We start from the raw sequence: 16270 nt of genomic DNA, 5'->3' as shown, positions 1-16270 counted from the left end.
CCGGCCCTCAGCCGGTCGGCTCCCCGGTCGCCAGGTCCCGCACGTACTGCGGCACCTCGCAGCCGCTGCGGCAGAGCAGCTCGGCCAGTCGCCGGTTCACCTCGGCCGGGCGCTCCAGCTGGAGCAGGTGGCCGGTGGCGGGCAGCAGCTCCAGTTCGGCGTCGGGCAGCGCCCGGGCGATCGCCTCGCTGTGCGCCGCCGGGGTGAGCAGGTCCTCGGCGCCGGCCATCACCAGCACCGGCAGCTCGGCCAGCACGGCCAGCGCGGCGGCCTTCTCGTGCGCGGCGAACACCGGGTAGAACTCGGCCACCACGTCGATCGGGGTGGCGTCCAGCAGCTGCTCGGCGAACCGGGCCACCGCCGGGTCCACGTCGCGCCCGCCGTTGCCGAAGGAGAACCGGCGGTAGAAGACCGCGGCCACGTCCGCGCCGAACTTGCGGGTGGCCTCCACCCAGCCGACCTGACTGCCCAGCAGTTTCACCACCCCGGGCCCGACCCGGCGCCAGAGCTTCATCCCGACCGGCGGCAGGCCCAGGTCCACCGAGTCCCAGTCACCGGCCGAGGTCCCGAGCAGCGCCACGCCCACCACCCTCCCCCGGCGGAACAGCTCGGGGTGCTGCTCGGCCAGCGCCATCACGGTCATCCCGCCCATCGAGTGCCCGACCAGCACGATCGGCCCGCTCGGCGCCACCGCGTCCAGCACCGCCTTCAGGTCGCCGCCCAGCTCGTCCACACTGGCCGGACGACCGGCCAGGTAGGAGCGGGACCGCTCGGAGCGGCCGTGGCTGCGCTGGTCCCAGAAGACCAGGCGCAGCGAGCCGCGCAGCGCCGCCCGCTGGAAGTGGAAGCTGTCCTGGCTCAGGCAGTAGCCGTGGCAGAAGACCACGGTGAGCGGCTCCGGGCCGGCCGCCACCGGGGTGAACTGCAGCGGGGCGCGCTCGGCGCGGCCCGCCAGTAGCGCGGGCACCGCGCTGCGGTCGCCCGCGGCAGCCGGGCCCTGCGGGCGCCTGGCGAACCAGCCGTGCCGCTCGCCCCCCGCCGGGCCGCCGCCACGGGGACCCTCCCGGCCGAAGGCCGGGGAAGGGCCGTCCACCTCCACGTACAGCTCAGTGCCGTCGGCGGCCGCCACCGTGCTCGGCCGGCCGCGCAGCGAGCCGAACGGGGCCGCGGCGTCCAGTTCCTCGCGGGCCCGGCGGCGGGCCCGGCCCAGGGTGAGCCGCTCGATCGCCACGCCCGCGGCCGCGCCCGCGGCCAGCACGCCGACCGAGAGCCCGATCAGGCCGGCCCGGCGCGAGCCGGCGGGAGCGGCCTCGGTCACCGCAGTGCTCCGCTGGCGCCCAGGTAGCGGCGCGGCACCCGGGCACCGATCCGGGTGACGATCTCGTAGGAGATGGTGCCGCAGGCCCGGCCCCAGTCCTCGGCGGTGGGCTCGCCGCGCTCGCCGTTGCCGAACAGCAGCACCTCCTCGCCGACCGGCGGGGTGTCACCGCCCAGGTCCACCACGAACTGGTCCATCGCGACCCGGCCGGCCACCGTGCGCCACTTGCCGGCGATCTGCACCGGCGCGGTGCCGCTGGCGTGCCGCGGGACGCCGTCCGCGTAGCCGATCGGGACCAGGCCCAGGGTGGTCTCGCCCGCGGTGACGTAGTGGTGGCCGTAGCTGACGCCGTGTCCGCCGGGCACCTGCTTGACCAGGGCGAGGCGGGCGCGGAGCGACATCACCGGGCGCAGGCCGAAGTCCGCCGGGGCGCCGACCTGGGGCACCGGGGAGAGCCCGTACATGGCCAGCCCGGTGCGGACCAGGTCGTAGTGGGCGCCGGGCAGCAGCAGGGTGGCAGGCGAGTTGGCCAGATGCCGCACCTCGGGGCGCACCCCGGCCCGCTCGGCGTAGGCCAGCGCGGTGGCGAAGGCGTCCTGCTGGGCCTGGATCGAGGGGTGGCCCGGCTCGTCCGCGGCGGCGAAGTGCGACCAGAGGCCGACCACGGTCAGCAGGCCGGCCGCCTGGGCCCGCAGCGCGGCGTCCACCAGGTCGGGCCAGTCGTGCGGCTGGGCACCGTTGCGGCCCAGGCCGGTGTCGGCCTTCAGGTGCACCCGGGCCGGGACGCCGGTGACCCGCACCGCGGCGAGCAGTTCGTCGAGCGCCCACTGGCCGCTGACCGAGATGTCCACCCCGGCCCGCAGCGCCTGCGCCCACGGACCGCCGGGGGTCCACAGCCAGCACAGGATCCGCGCCTGCTCCGGGGCGATGCCGGCCGCCCGCAGCGCCAGTGCCTCCTCCGGGGTGGCCACCCCGAGCCAGCCGACGCCCGCGGCCAGTGCCTCGAGCGCGCACGGCAGCGCGCCGTGGCCGTAGGCGTCGGCCTTGACGACGGCCATCAGGTCGGCGCTCACCACCCGCTCGCGCAGGGCGGCGAGGTTGCCGCGCAGGGCGGCCAGGTCGATGGTCGCCTCGGCACGCTGTCCTTCGGCGAGCATGGCGGTCCCGGGCGTCTTCGCAGTTGTCATCATGCTCAGTCTCCCATCCCGACGCATGGACCCGCCGCACCATCCCCCCCCGGCGCCGGGTGTGCCCCGCTCCCCCGCACCGCCTCCTCAGACCCCGCACACCTCGCGCCAGGCGGCCGGCAGCGCCTGGGCCACCTCGCCCGCCGTGACCGGCGCATCCGCCGCCGCGATCCGGCCGGCCACCCCGTGCAGGTACGCCCCGGCCGAGGCGGCGTCGAAGGCCCCCAGCCCCGCCGCCAGCAGCGCCCCGGTGAACCCCGCGAGCACGTCGCCGCTGCCCGCGGTGGCCAGCCACGCCGTGCCGGTCGGGTTCACCCGCACAGCTCCGTCCGGTCGGGCGACCACCGTGGTCGACCCCTTGAGCAGCACCACCGCCCCGTACCGCTCCGCCAGCTCCCGGGCCCGGTGGAGCCGCGCCCCGGCGACCTGTTGGGCCGTCACCCCGCCGCCGAGCAGCCGCGCCGCCTCCCCGGTGTGCGGGGTGAGCAGGGTCGGGGCGGCGCGTCCGGCGAGCGCGCCCGGTCCCAGTCGCGCCAGCTCGGTCAGCCCGTCCGCGTCCACCAGCACCGGGACCTCGTCGGCCAGTGCGTCCGCCAGCGCGCCGGGCGCCTCGTCCCCGCTGCCCGGCCCGACCACCCAGGCCTGCACCCGCCCCGGGGTGAGCAGCACCTCGGGGTGCCGGCGCACCACCTCCTCGCCGGGCCGCCCCTGGTAGCGCACCGCGCCGACCCCGCCGTGCAGCGCGCCCGCCACCGCCAGCAGCGCGGCCCCGGGGTACCGCTCGGAGCCGGCCAGCACCCCCAGCACGCCGCGCCGGTACTTGTCGCTCTCCGCCCCGGGCCGGGGCAGCAGCGCCGCCACGTCCGCGTGCTGCAGCGCCTGCACCGGGGCCGCCGGCGGCCGCAGCCCGATCGGCACCAGCTGCACGGTGCCCGCGTACTCGGCTCCCGGGTCGATCAGCAGGCCCGGCTTGTGGGTGCCGAAGGTCACCGTCACGTCCGCCCGCAACGCCTCGCCGGCCACCTCGCCGGTGTCCGCGTCCACCCCGCTGGGCAGGTCCACCGCGACCAGCAGGCCGCGGCGCCCGGCCCGCGCGTACGGCTGGGCCGCCGGGCGCAGTCCGCCGCGTCCACCGATGCCGACGATCCCGTCCAGGATCAGGTCCGCGCGCCGGAAGTCGGCCAGGCCGACGTCCTGATCAGCGGTCAGCTGACTGCCCGTGGCCCGCAGCGCCGCGAGCGCGCCCGGATGGGCCCGCTCGGGGGCGAGCAGCACGGCGGTGACGGCGGCGCCGCGCCGGGCCAGCGCGGCTCCGGCGAACAGGGCGTCACCCCCGTTGTCCCCGCTGCCGGCCAGCACCAGCACCCGGGCTCCGTAGACCCGTCCGCGGCGGCGGGCCAGCAGCCGGGCGCAGGTGGCGGCGAGGCCGGCCACCGCACGGTCCATCAGGGGCTGTCCGGCCAGGGCGGCTTCGGCGGCACGGACCTGTGCCACGGTGTGGGCTTCACGCATACCGCTGATCCTGCCCCAGGAACGCGCCCACCACGACAGGCCCGCCCGGCTAGCCCTCCGCGATCACCACTGCCGACGCCACCCCCGCGTCGTGGCTCAGCGACAGGTGCCAGGCCCGCACCCCCAGCTCCGCCCCCCGGGCCGCGACCGTCCCGCGCACCTCCAGCACCGGTCGCCCGGACTCCTCGGTGCGCACCTCGGCGTCGTGCCACTCCAGCCCGGCCGGTGCCCCCAGCGCCTTGGCCAGCGCCTCCTTGGCCGCGAACCGCGCGGCCAGCGAGGCGGCCGAGCGCCGCTCCCCCGAGGGGAGCAGCAGCTCGGCCTGGGTGAAGACCCGGTCCAGGATGCCCGGTGTGCGCGCCACCGTCTGCTCGAAGCGCTCGATGGCGGCCACGTCGATTCCCACTCCGATGATCACCCGCCCACGGTACCTACTCCACCGTCACCGACTTGGCGAGATTGCGCGGCTGGTCCACCTCGTGCCCCTTGGCGGTGGCCAGCTCGCAGGCGAACACCTGCAGCGGCACGGTCGCCACCAGCGGCTGGAGGAGCGTGGGGGTGACCGGGATCCGGATCAGGTGGTCCGCGTACGGCACCACCGCCTCGTCGCCCTCCTCGGCGATCACGATGGTCCGCGCACCGCGGGCCCGGATCTCCTGGATGTTGGACACGATCTTGTCGTGCAGGATCGACCGCCCGCGCGGCGAGGGCACCACCACGACCACCGGCAGCCCCTCCTCGATCAGCGCGATCGGACCGTGCTTCAACTCGCCCGCCGCGAAGCCCTCGGCGTGCATGTAGGCGAGCTCCTTGAGCTTGAGCGCACCCTCCAGCGCCACCGGGAAGCCGACGTGCCGGCCCAGGAAGAGCACCGAGCGGGCGTCGGCCAGCGAGCGGGCCAGCTCGCGCACCGGCTCCATGGTCCGCAGCACCTGCTCGACCTGCTTGGGCGCCTGGGACAGCTCCTTGATGACGGCCCAGATCTCGTCGCCCCACTTGGTGCCGCGCACCTGGCCCAGGTAGAGCGCCACCAGGTAGCAGGCCACCAGCTGGGTGAGGAAGGCCTTGGTGGAGGCCACCGCCACCTCGGGACCGGCGTGCGTGTAGAGCACCGCGTCCGACTCGCGCGGGATGGTCGAGCCGTTGGTGTTGCAGATCGCCAGCACCCGGGCGCCCTGCTCGCGGGCGTGCCGCAGGGCCATCAGGGTGTCCATGGTCTCGCCCGACTGGGAGATGGCGATCACCAGGGTCCGGTCGTCCAGGATCGGGTCCCGGTAGCGGAACTCCGAGGCGACCTCGACCTCGCACGGGATCCGGGTCCAGTGCTCGATCGCGTACTTGGCGATCATGCCGGCGTGGAAGGCGGTGCCGCAGGCCACGATGACGACCTTGTCGACCTCGCGCAGCACCGCGTCGGGGATCCGCAGCTCGTCCAGGGTGAGCCGGCCGTCGGTGCCGATCCGGCCGAGCAGGGTGTCGGCGACCGCCTTGGGCTGCTCGGCGATCTCCTTGAGCATGAAGTAGTCGTAACCGCCCTTCTCGGCGGCCGAGGCGTCCCAGTCCACGTGGTAGCCGCGCACCTCGGCGGGGGCGCCGTGGAAGTCGGTGACCGTGACCCGGTCGGCGGTCAGCTCGACCACCTGGTCCTGGCCCAGCTCGATCGCCTCGCGGGTGTGCGCGATGAACGCGGACACGTCCGAGGCCAGGAAGTTCTCGCCCTCCCCGACCCCGACCACCAGCGGCGAGTTGCGCCGGGCCCCGACCACCGTGCCGGGGGCGTCCGCGTGCACCGCCACCAGGGTGAAGGCGCCGTCCAGCCGGCGGCAGACCACCCGCATCGCCTCGGCCAGGTCGCCCTCGAAGGCCTCGGCCAGCAGGTGCGCGACCACCTCGGTGTCGGTCTCCGAGCGCAGCGTGTGGCCGCGGTCGGCCAGTTCGGCACGCAGCTGGGCGAAGTTCTCGATGATCCCGTTGTGCACCACCGCCACCCTGCGGTGGTCGTCCTGGTGAGGGTGGGCGTTGGCGTCGGTCGGGCCGCCGTGGGTGGCCCAGCGGGTGTGCCCGATCCCCGCGGTACCCGCCGGGAGCGGCGCCTGGGCCAGCGATTTCTCCAGGTTGACGAGCTTGCCGGCCCGTTTGTCGGTGGCCAGGCTCCACTGCCCTGAGGAGTCCGCCACCTGGATGGCCACACCGGCCGAGTCGTATCCGCGGTATTCGAGCCGCTGAAGGCCCGCCACCACTACGTCGAGTGCGCTCTGAGAGCCCACATAAGCAACAATTCCGCACATATGTGTGAGCATAAGTGCTGGTGGACAACCCTACTCGCGCTCGGTGACCCAAATTTGCGAGCAGGACAACAGCGGGTGACCGACGCCACAGGGCCCCGCCGACCCCGGACGGCCCACAATGGAGCACGTGCTGACCGAACTCTGTACCCGGGGCGCTCCCGCCGCGTCCAGCCCGTCGCCGTCCCCGTACGTCGACCTCTCGCGGGCCGAGTGGAGCGCCCTGCGCAACCGCACTCCGCTGCCGCTGAGCGCGGACGAGGTGGAGCGCCTGCGCGGCCTCGGCACCGCGCTGGACCTCGGCGAGGTGGAGGACGTCTACCTACCGCTGTCCCGGCTGCTCAACCTGTACATCCACGCGACCCATGAGCTGCGCGGTGCGCTCGGCACCTTCCTGGACACCCAGGACACCGAACGGACCCGCACCCCGTTCATCATCGGCGTGGCCGGCTCGGTCGCGGTCGGCAAGTCCACCACCGCCCGCCTGCTGCAGGCCCTGCTGGCCCGCTGGCCCGAGCACCCGCGGGTCGAGCTGGTCACCACGGACGGCTTCCTGCTCCCCAACGCCGAACTGCGCCGGCGCGGCCTGATGGCCCGCAAGGGCTTCCCGGAGTCCTACGACCGGCGCGCGCTGATGCGCTTCGTCGCCGACGTGAAGGCCGGCAAGGACCAGGTCGGCGCCCCGGTCTACTCGCACCTGGTGTACGACATCGTGGCCGACCAGCGGCTGACCGTGCAGCGCCCCGACATCCTGATCGTCGAGGGCCTGAACGTGCTGCAGCCCGCGCTGCCCGGCACCGACGGCCGCACCCGGCTGGCGGTGGCCGACTACTTCGACTTCTCCATCTACGTCGACGCGCGCACCGACGACATCGAGAACTGGTACCTGTCCCGGTTCAAGAAGCTGCGGGACACCGCCTTCCAGGACCCCAACTCCTACTTCCGCCGGTTCACCGAGGTGCCGGAGGAGGAGGCGATGGAGTACGGCCGCCAGGTCTGGCGCACCATCAACAAGCCCAACCTGCTGGAGAACGTGCTGCCCACCCGCGGCCGCGCCACCCTGATCCTGCAGAAGGGCGCGGACCACAAGGTGCGCCGCGCCCTCCTGCGCAAGCTCTGACTGACGCCGCCTCAGGAGGCGAGCTGCTCCCGGACCACCCCGGCCAGCCGCTCGGCCACCTCCCGGGCCTGCGCCTGGTCGGCCGCCTCCACCATCACCCGCACCAGCGGCTCGGTGCCGGAGGGGCGCAGCAGCACCCGACCGGTGCCGCCCAGCTCCTCCTCGGCCTCCTTGACCGCGGCGGCCAGCTCGGCGCAGTCGTTCACCCGGTCCTTGTCCACGCCCTTGACGTTGATCAGCAGCTGCGGCAGCCGGGTCATCACCTCGGCCAGCTCGGCCAGCGGCTTGCGGGTCGCGGCCAGCCGGGCGCCGAGCATCAGCCCGGTCAGCGTGCCGTCGCCGGTGGTCGCGTGGTCCAGCAGGATCACGTGGCCGGACTGCTCGCCGCCCAGCGCGTAGCCGTGCTCCTTCATCGCCTCCAGCACGTAGCGGTCCCCGACCGCCGTCTGCACCAGGCCGATGCCCTCGCGCTCCATCGCCAGCTTGAAGCCCAGGTTGCTCATCACGGTGCCGACCGCGGTGTTGCGGCGCAGCGTGCCGGCCTCGCGCATGGCCAGCGCCAGGATCGCCATGATCTGGTCGCCGTCCACCTCGTTGCCCTCGGCGTCGGCGGCCAGGCAGCGGTCCGCATCGCCGTCCAGCGCGATGCCGAGGTCGGCCCGGTGCTCGCGCATCGCCCGCTGCAGGCCGTCCAGGTGGGTGGAGCCCACCCCGTCGTTGATGTTCAGGCCGGTCGGCTCGGCGCCCAGGGTGAAGACCACCTCGGCACCGGCCCGGGCGAAGGCCTCGGGGGCCACTTTGGCGGCGGCGCCGTGGGCGCCGTCGATCACCACCTTGACGCCGTCGAGGCGGTTGGGCAGCACTGCGACCAGGTGCGCGACGTACTTGTCGAAGCCCTCGGTGTACTCGTGCACCCGGCCCACGCCGGCCCCGGTCGGGCGCGGGCGGGCGGGCGCCGCACCGTCCTGGGCGCGGTGGTAGTCGGCCTCGATGGCGTCCTCGACCGCGTCGTCGAGCTTGTGCCCGCCACGGGCCAGGAACTTGATCCCGTTGTCCGGCATGGCGTTGTGACTGGCCGACAGCATCACGCCGAAGTCGGCGCCCAGCGCACCGGTGAGGTAGGCCACCGCCGGGGTCGGCAGCACGCCGACCCGCAGCACGTCCACCCCCGAGCCGGCCAGGCCCGCGATCACCGCGGCCTCCAGGAACTCGCCGCTGGCCCGCGGGTCCCGCCCGACCACCGCGACCGGGCGCCGGCCGCCGAAGCCGCCCGCGTCACCGAGCACGTGCGCGGCGGCCATCGCCAGCCCGAGCGCGAGTTCGGCGCTGAGGCCCTCGTTGGCCACCCCGCGCACGCCGTCCGTACCGAAGAGTCGTGCCACTGTCCCGTCCTTCATTGGGAGGCACCGGCCGGCGCTGTGGGCATCCGACCGGCGACAGAGGTATCCCTGGCCGCCTGACCGGTCCAGGGAGCACAACGCCCCGGGGCACGAGGAGTGCTCCGGGGCGTGAGTCCCACCAACGGGGTGCGCACCATCGGGTGGTACGCACCCCGGAGGTGCGATTAGCGCTTGCTGTACTGCGGGGCCTTGCGGGCCTTCTTGAGACCGGCCTTCTTGCGCTCGACGGCGCGCGAGTCACGGGTCAGGAAGCCGGCCTTCTTGAGGGCGCCGCGGTTGTTGTCCACGTCGGCCTCGTTCAGGGCGCGGGCCACGCCGAGGCGCAGCGCGTAGGCCTGACCGGAGACACCGCCACCCGCGATGCGGGCAACGACGTCGTAACGGCCGTCCAGCTCAAGGAGCTTGAAGGGCTCGTTCACGGTCTGCTGGTGCACCTTGTTGGGGAAGTAGTTCTCCAGGGTGCGACCGTTGATCTTCCACTTGCCGGTGCCGGGGACGATGCGCACGCGGGCGATCGCCTCCTTGCGGCGGCCCAGGCCGGCGCCCGGCACGGCCTCGCCGAAGCGGCCGGCGGCCGACTCGGTCGAGTACGAGGTCTCCTCCTCCGAGGTGTACTCGGTGAGCTCCTCGTCGAAGTCGACGTCCAGGGTGGTCTCGATGGCAGCGTTCTCGGCCACGATGTTCCTCAGCTTTTCTTAGTTAAGGGCTTGTGGCCGGGATTACTGCGCGACCTGGGTGATCTCGAACGGCACCGGCTGCTGGGCAGCGTGCGGGTGCTGGTCGCCCGAGTAGACCTTCAGCTTCGAGAGCATCTGACGGCCCAGGGTGTTCTTCGGGACCATGCCCTTGATGGCCTTCTCGACGGCCTTCTCCGGGTTGTTGGCCAGGAGGTCGTCGTAGCGGACCGAGCGCAGGCCGCCCGGGAAGCCGCTGTGGCGGTACGCCATCTTCTGGGTCTTCTTGTTCCCCGACAGGTGCACCTTGTCCGCATTGATGATGATGACGAAGTCACCCATGTCCATGTGCGGCGCGTAGGTGGGCTTGTGCTTGCCCCGCAGGAGGTTGGCGGCCTGGGAGGCCAGACGGCCGAGCACGACGTCGGTCGCGTCGATGACGTGCCACTGACGCTGGACGTCGCCGGGCTTGGGGCTGTACGTACGCACGGTCGTAGCCTTCGCTTTTCAGTGAGTGAGTCCTGACAGGAGCACCTGTTCGAGTGGATCAGCCTGACTCCGCTTGGACGCAATCAAGCAGGAATCGCTGGTCATCGACCTGGTGTCTCCGGCGTACCGACCTCTCACGTGAGATGGAGCGAGCCAATACGCACAACAAGGGCCTACGATACCCGCCCGGTGGCGCCAGGCCAAAATCCGTGGTGCCGCGGCGGGCTCAGCGCTCGCGCTCGACCCGGCGCTCGTCCCACACCGGCTCCGGCGACTCGTAGACCCGGCCGTCCGAACCGAAGACCAGGAAGCGGTCGAAAGTGCGGGCGAACCAGCGGTCGTGGGTCACGCAGAGCACCGTGCCGTCGAAGGCCTCCAGCCCCTCCTGCAGCGCCTCCGCGCTCTCCAGGTCCAGGTTGTCGGTCGGCTCGTCCAGCAGCAGCGCCGTCACCCCGGACAGCTCCAGCTTGAGGATCATCAACCGGGCCTGCTGGCCGCCGGAGAGCGACTCGAACTTCTGCTCCTCCTGCTTGTCCAGCTCGTACCGGCGCAGCGCCCCCATCGCGGCGCCGCGGCTGAGCGCGTGCTCCTCCTCGATGATCGAGCGGACCGTGCGGCCGAACAGCTCCGGGTGCGCGTGGGTCTGCCGGAAATGGCCGGGCACCACCCGGGCGCCGAGTCGGAACGAGCCGGTGTGCGCCACCGACTCGTCGCCGGCCAGCAGCCGCAGGAAGTGCGACTTGCCGGAGCCGTTGGAGCCCAGCACGGCGACCCGCTGGCCGTAGAAGACCTCCAGGTCGAAGGGCTGCATCAGGCCGGTCAGGCCCAGCTGCTCGATGGTCAGCGCCCGCACCCCGGTGCGCCCGCCCTTGAGCCGCATGGTGATGTTCTGCTCGCGGGGCGGCTCCTCCGGACGGCCGGCCTCCTCGAACTTCTTCAGCCGGGTCTGCGCGGCGGCGTACCGGGTGGCCAGCGCGTGGCTGACCGAGGCGGCCTGACGCAGGTTCACCACCAGCTTCTTCAGCTTGGCGTGTTCCTCGTCCCAGCGGCGGCCGAGCTCCTCGAACCGGGCGAAGCGCTCCTTGCGGGCCTCGTGGAAGGAGTCGAAGCCGCCGCCGTGCACCCAGACCGAACTGCCGCCGCCGCCGAACCCGGACTCGATGCTGATGATCTTGTCGGCGCAGCGCGAGAGCAGCTCCCGGTCGTGCGAGATGAACAGCACGGTCTTCGGCGAGGCCTTGATCGCCTCCTCCAGCCAGCGCTTGCCCGGCACGTCCAGGTAGTTGTCCGGCTCGTCCAGCAGCAGCACCTCGTCCGGGCCGCGCAGCAGGCACTCCAGCACCAGGCGCTTCTGCTCACCGCCGGAGAGGGTGTTCAGGCCGCGGAACTGGGCCCGGTCGAAGGGCATGCCGAGGGCCGCCGTGGTGCAGACGTCCCAGTCGGTCTCGTAGTCGTAGCCACCGGCGTCCGCCCAGTCGGAGAGCGCCTGGGCGTAGGCCAGTTGGGACTTCTCGTCGTCCTGGGCCATCATCGCCAGCTCCGCCGCGTCCACCGCGCGGGCCGCCACCGCGATCCGCGGCGGGGCCACCGAGACCAGCAGGTCGCGCACCGAGGCGTCCGGCGGCAGCGCGCCCGGAGTCTCGCGCAGGTCCTCGCGGCCGGTGGTGCCGACGAACTGGCGCATCACGCCCAGGCCGCCGGAGACCGTGACGGTGCCGCCGTGCGACTGCACGTCACCGGCGATCATGCGCAGCAGGGTGGTCTTGCCGGCCCCGTTGGCGCCGACCAGGGCGACGGCAGCGCCCTCCCCCACCCGGAACGAGGCGTCGTCGAAGAGCACCCGTCCGTCCGGCAGGTAGTACTCAAGGTGCGAAATCTCGACGTGTCCCATGGCCCGGAATTCTCCCTACCTCGGCCCCACGGACCAAACGGATTAGCTCTGCCCCGGCAGGGTGCGCAGCCGCCGGGCCAGCCGCCCGCGCTCGGCCAGCTGGTCGTCGGCCGGGTAGCCGACCTCTTCCAGGGTCAGCCCGTAGGGCCGGATCACGTTGACCGCGCTGTTGCGCACCCCGCCGGCCAGCACCTCGCCCGGGAACTCCACCGGCCGGTGCCCGTCCCCGACCAGCAGCATCGCGCCGACCAGGGCCCGCACCATGTTGTGGCAGAACGCGTCGGCCCGCACGGTGGCCACCGCCAGCGAACCCTCCTGGGCCGCGTACGGGTCCATCGGCACCCGGTCCCAGTGCAGTTCCAGCAGGGTGCGGATGGTGGTCGCGCCCTCCCGCTTCTTGCAGTAGGCCGCGAAGTCGTGCTCGCCGAGCAGCAGCTTCGCCGCCTGGTTCATCTTCTCCAGGTCCAGCGGGCGGTCGTGCCAGAGCACGTGGCCGCGCAGCAGCGGGTCCACCCCGCCCTGGTGGTCGGCGACCCGGTAGGCGTACCGGCGCCAGATCGCGGCGAACCGGGCGTCGAACCCGGCCGGCGCCTCGCCCACCCGGAACACCCGCACGTCGGCCGGCAGCCGCCCGGCCAGCCGGCGCAGCAGCTTCTCGCCGTGCGCCGCCCACAGCTCGGCCGGCAGGTCCACGTGGGCCACCTGGCCGCGCGCGTGCACCCCGGCGTCGGTGCGCCCGGCCACGGTCAGCGCGAACGGCTCCGGGCTGCGGGTGACGACCTGCAGCGCGCTCTCGATCTCCTCCTGCACGGTGCGCCGCCCCCGCTGGCGGGCCCAGCCGGAGAACTCGGCGCCGTGGTAGGCCAGGTCCAGCCGGATCCGCCGGTACCCCTCGGCGGGGCCGTCCTGACGCTGGGTCGGCTCGGCGCAGTCGTTCACCACAGATACCTCTCCTGGGACAAAGGGAACGGGCCCGCTCCCCCGCCGAAGCGGAGGAGCGGGCCCGTCGTGCACCTACCGGTGTCAGGCCTGCTCGGCCTCGTCGGCCGGCGCGGCGTCGGCCGGAGCAGCGTCGGCCGGAGCCTCGGCAGCAGCGGTCTCCTCGGCGACCGGGGCGGCAGCCTCGGCGTCCTTGGCGGAGCGCTTGGTGGCGGCCTCGGCCTCGCCGACCGCGGTCTGCGCGACGGTCAGCGCCTCGACCAGCTCGATCACGGCCATCGGGGCGTTGTCGCCACGACGGGGCATGATCTTGGTGATCCGGGTGTAGCCACCCGGGCGGTTCTCGTAGCGCGGCGCGATCTCGGTGAAGAGGGTGTGCAGCACCGCGATGTCGGTGATGGTCTTGCGCACCAGGCGACGGTTGTGGATGTCGCCCTTCTTCGCCTTGGTGATCAGCTTCTCCGCCAGCGGGCGCAGGCGGCGGGCCTTGGCCTCGGTGGTGGTGATGCGGCCGTACTGGAACAGCTCACGGGCCAGACCGGCGAGCAGCAGGGGCTCGTGGTGCGGGCCGCCGCCGAGGCGGGCACCCTTCGTGGGACGCGGCATGGATGAACTCCTTGAATCTCCGACTGCGGCCGTACCAGGTACCGCAGCGGGCGTGGCGGCACTGTTGCCGCCACGACTTGCACGGAACGGGGGCGGCCCACCAGGGCCCGCCCCGCCCCACATCTCTTAGTACTGCTCGGTCTCCGCGTACCCGGCGTCGTCCAGGTCGTCGGCGCCGAAGGCGTCGGCGGCCGCGGTCGGGTCGAACCCGGGCGGGCTGTCCTTGAGGGCCAGACCCATGCCGGCCAGCTTCGCCTTGACCTCGTCGATCGACTTCGCACCGAAGTTACGGATGTCGAGCAGGTCGGCCTCGGAGCGGGCGACGAGCTCACCCACGGTGTGGATGCCCTCGCGCTTGAGGCAGTTGTACGACCGAACGGTGAGCTCCAGCTCCTCGATCGGCAGCGCCAGGTCGGCGGCCAGGGCGGCGTCCGTCGGGGACGGGCCCATGTCGATGCCCTCGGCGTCGATGTTCAGCTCGCGGGCGAGACCGAACAGCTCCACCAGGGTCTTGCCGGCCGAGGCCATGGCGTCACGCGGGCGCATGGCGGGCTTGGTCTCGACGTCGACGATCAGCTTGTCGAAGTCGGTCCGCTGCTCGACACGGGTGGCCTCGACCTTGTAGGTGACCTTCAGCACGGGGCTGTAGATCGAGTCGACCGGGATCCGGCCGATCTCCTGGCCGGACGCCTTGTTCTGCACGGCGGAGACGTAGCCGCGACCGCGCTCGACGGTCAGCTCCATCTCCAGCTTGCCCTTGCCGTTCAGCGTGGCCAGGACCAGCTCGGGGTTGTGCACCTCGACACCGGCCGGCGGCGCGATGTCGGCGGCGGTGACCACACCCGGGCCCTGCTTGCGCAGGTACATCACGACCGGCTCGTCGTGCTCCGAGGAGACGACCAGCTGCTTGATGTTCAGGATGAGGTCGGTCACGTCCTCCTTGACGCCCGGCACGGTGGTGAACTCGTGCAGGACACCGTCGATCCGGATGCTGGTGACAGCAGCACCGGGGATCGAGGAGAGGAGCGTGCGACGGAGCGAGTTGCCGAGGGTGTAGCCGAAGCCCGGCTCCAGCGGCTCGATGACGAACCGCGAGCGGTACTCGTCGACAACCTCTTCGGTCAGCGACGGACGCTGAGCGATAAGCATGTTCAGATCCTCCAGTTGTGTCGACGCCCACTATTTGACGTCGTACGACACCAAGAGTACGGGCTCCCGCGCGAAACGGGAGCCCGTACCAGGTTTAAAACACTCGCACCCGAAGGCGACGCGTCAGACGCCGGAGCTTCGGCCGAAGCCGAGGCACTCTGCCGAGGTCAGACGCGGCGACGCTTCGGCGGGCGGCAGCCGTTGTGCGGGGTGGGGGTGACGTCCTGGATCGAGCCGACCTCCAGGCCGGTGGCCTGGAGCGAACGGATCGCGGTCTCGCGGCCGGAGCCCGGACCCTTCACGAAGACGTCGACCTTGCGCATGCCGTGCTCCTGCGCACGACGCGCGGCGGCCTCGGCGGCCATCTGCGCGGCGAACGGGGTGGACTTGCGCGAGCCCTTGAAGCCGACGTGGCCGGCAGAGGCCCAGGAGATCACGTTGCCCGCGGGGTCGGTGATCGAAACGATGGTGTTGTTGAACGTGCTCTTGATGTGGGCGTGCCCGTGAGCGACGTTCTTCTTTTCCTTGCGGCGGATCTTCTTCGCGCCGGCAGCCTGACGACCCTTAGGGGGCATAAGTCTGTTCTCCTACTGAGGTGGTCGGTCCGCTGACCCGCGGGCCGGAGGGATGTCCGGTTACGGGACGGACTACTTCTTGCCCGGCTTCTTCTTGCCGGCGATCGCGCGACGCGGGCCCTTGCGGGTACGCGCGTTGGTGTGGGTGCGCTGACCGCGGACGGGCAGGCCACGGCGGTGCCGCAGACCCTCGTAGCAGCCGATCTCGACCTTGCGGCGGATGTCGGCGGCGACCTCGCGGCGGAGGTCACCCTCGACGCGGAAGTTCGCGTCGATGAAGCGCTGCAGGGTGACGAGGTCGTCCTCGGTGATGTCGCGGACGCGGATGTCGGGGTTCACGCCCGTCTCGGCCAGCGTCTGCTGGGCGCGGGTGCGGCCGATGCCGTAGACGTACGTGAGGGCGATCTCGATCCGCTTCTCGCGGGGGAGATCAACGCCGGAGAGGCGTGCCATTCAAGGCTCCTGGGTTGTTCTTCAGAGGTCTAACAAGCTGCCTACCCGGACACCTCTCGGTGTGCGAGCCCCGGCCTCTGAACCGGGGGTGGCAGTCCGTCCCGGGCGGGGACGGATCGGGCAGCCCGTTTATGACAGTGCGCGTCGCGCGAAGTACTACGAGAAATGCGGGACGATCAGCCCTGGCGCTGCTTGTGGCGCAGGTTGTCGCAGATCACCATGACCCGGCCGTGACGGCGGATCACCTTGCACTTGTCGCAGATCTTCTTGACGCTCGGCTTGACCTTCATGACTCTGGTCCTCCGGGTCTAGATCTGACGTGTTGCCGCTTGCGGAGCAAGCAAATGTAACTACTTGTACCGGTAGACGATCCGACCGCGGGTCAGGTCGTAGGGGCTCAGCTCCACCACGACCCGGTCATCCGGGAGGATGCGGATGTAGTGCATGCGCATCTTGCCGCTGATGTGCGCGAGGACCTTGTGACCGTTCTGAAGCTCGACTTTGAACATGGCGTTCGGAAGAGACTCGATCACGGTGCCCTCGATTTCAATGGCGCCTTGCTTCTTGGCCATGAACTGCGAGATCCACCCTTCGGGACCGGCTACCGTATGCGGAACGCTCGTGCGTACCAGGCGTCACCTCGAACCTGAGAGGTCGAGGGCGTGCCGAAGC

Annotated in this window: 17 protein-coding genes; 1 reads left to right on the top strand and 16 read right to left on the bottom strand. The window is 72.2% G+C overall.

Translation table 11 applies throughout. From position 1 onward, the window contains the following. Positions 1-7: 7 nt before the first annotated feature. The 5 genes from C7C46_RS17170 to glmS form a co-directional block, all read right to left on the bottom strand. Entirely contained in the window at positions 8-1318 is a 1311-nt protein-coding gene (locus C7C46_RS17170) for an alpha/beta fold hydrolase (protein ID WP_110670565.1), read from the bottom strand. Then, positions 1315-2505, bottom strand: a complete 1191-nt coding sequence (gene alr / locus C7C46_RS17165) for an alanine racemase (RefSeq protein WP_181442394.1) — start codon at positions 2503-2505, stop codon at positions 1315-1317. The genes C7C46_RS17170 and alr overlap by 4 nt, the downstream gene beginning before the upstream one ends. An 87-nt stretch (positions 2506-2592) precedes the next feature. After that, the gene (locus C7C46_RS17160; protein WP_110670561.1) at positions 2593-4017 is read right to left on the bottom strand and encodes an NAD(P)H-hydrate dehydratase; all 1425 of its coding nucleotides are present in this window, start codon (positions 4015-4017) and stop codon (positions 2593-2595) included. A 49-nt stretch (positions 4018-4066) separates the two neighbouring features. Then, positions 4067-4435 (bottom strand): holo-ACP synthase, encoded by a 369-nt coding sequence (locus C7C46_RS17155; RefSeq protein ID WP_110670559.1) that lies wholly within the window; start codon positions 4433-4435, stop codon positions 4067-4069. Between the two features lie 13 nt (positions 4436-4448). Then, positions 4449-6305, bottom strand: a complete 1857-nt coding sequence (gene glmS / locus C7C46_RS17150) for a glutamine--fructose-6-phosphate transaminase (isomerizing) (RefSeq protein WP_110670557.1) — start codon at positions 6303-6305, stop codon at positions 4449-4451. Between the two features lie 118 nt (positions 6306-6423). On the opposite strand from glmS, the gene coaA reads away from it, so the two are divergent. Continuing rightward, a complete protein-coding gene (gene coaA / locus C7C46_RS17145; protein WP_245984465.1) occupies positions 6424-7422 on the top strand; it encodes a type I pantothenate kinase in 999 nt (332 codons plus the stop codon). A gap of 11 nt (positions 7423-7433) precedes the next feature. On the opposite strand, the gene glmM is transcribed toward coaA, so the two are convergent. From glmM to infA, 11 genes are all read right to left on the bottom strand, one after another. Continuing rightward, positions 7434-8804, bottom strand: a complete 1371-nt coding sequence (glmM, locus tag C7C46_RS17140; RefSeq protein WP_110670555.1) for a phosphoglucosamine mutase — start codon at positions 8802-8804, stop codon at positions 7434-7436. Between the two features lie 182 nt (positions 8805-8986). Continuing rightward, entirely contained in the window at positions 8987-9499 is a 513-nt protein-coding gene (rpsI, locus tag C7C46_RS17135) for a 30S ribosomal protein S9 (protein ID WP_425470088.1), read from the bottom strand. A 42-nt stretch (positions 9500-9541) separates the two neighbouring features. Beyond that, entirely contained in the window at positions 9542-9985 is a 444-nt protein-coding gene (gene rplM, locus C7C46_RS17130; RefSeq protein WP_110670553.1) for a 50S ribosomal protein L13, read from the bottom strand. A 226-nt stretch (positions 9986-10211) separates the two neighbouring features. Next, positions 10212-11876, bottom strand: a complete 1665-nt coding sequence (locus tag C7C46_RS17125) for an ABC-F family ATP-binding cassette domain-containing protein (RefSeq protein ID WP_110670551.1) — start codon at positions 11874-11876, stop codon at positions 10212-10214. Positions 11877-11918: 42 nt separating this feature from the next. Beyond that, positions 11919-12818, bottom strand: a complete 900-nt coding sequence (truA, locus tag C7C46_RS17120; RefSeq protein WP_425470087.1) for a tRNA pseudouridine(38-40) synthase TruA — start codon at positions 12816-12818, stop codon at positions 11919-11921. Positions 12819-12899: 81 nt separating this feature from the next. Beyond that, the gene (gene rplQ, locus C7C46_RS17115; protein ID WP_110670549.1) at positions 12900-13421 is read right to left on the bottom strand and encodes a 50S ribosomal protein L17; all 522 of its coding nucleotides are present in this window, start codon (positions 13419-13421) and stop codon (positions 12900-12902) included. Between the two features lie 126 nt (positions 13422-13547). Continuing rightward, the gene (locus C7C46_RS17110) at positions 13548-14570 is read right to left on the bottom strand and encodes a DNA-directed RNA polymerase subunit alpha (protein ID WP_035848201.1); all 1023 of its coding nucleotides are present in this window, start codon (positions 14568-14570) and stop codon (positions 13548-13550) included. A 167-nt stretch (positions 14571-14737) separates the two neighbouring features. Next, on the bottom strand, positions 14738-15145 hold the full coding sequence (rpsK, locus tag C7C46_RS17105; RefSeq protein ID WP_030232513.1) for a 30S ribosomal protein S11: 408 nt from the start codon (positions 15143-15145) through the stop codon (positions 14738-14740). A 72-nt stretch (positions 15146-15217) separates the two neighbouring features. Beyond that, positions 15218-15598, bottom strand: a complete 381-nt coding sequence (gene rpsM / locus C7C46_RS17100; protein ID WP_110670547.1) for a 30S ribosomal protein S13 — start codon at positions 15596-15598, stop codon at positions 15218-15220. A 176-nt stretch (positions 15599-15774) separates the two neighbouring features. Next, entirely contained in the window at positions 15775-15888 is a 114-nt protein-coding gene (gene rpmJ, locus C7C46_RS17095; protein WP_003956441.1) for a 50S ribosomal protein L36, read from the bottom strand. A 60-nt stretch (positions 15889-15948) separates the two neighbouring features. Continuing rightward, positions 15949-16170, bottom strand: a complete 222-nt coding sequence (gene infA / locus C7C46_RS17090; protein WP_003956442.1) for a translation initiation factor IF-1 — start codon at positions 16168-16170, stop codon at positions 15949-15951. Positions 16171-16270 lie beyond the last annotated feature (100 nt).

This window comes from Streptomyces tateyamensis, assembly GCF_003205575.1.
Lineage (GTDB): Bacteria > Actinomycetota > Actinomycetes > Streptomycetales > Streptomycetaceae > Kitasatospora > Kitasatospora tateyamensis.
This window is presented reverse-complemented; position numbering and strand designations above follow the sequence as displayed.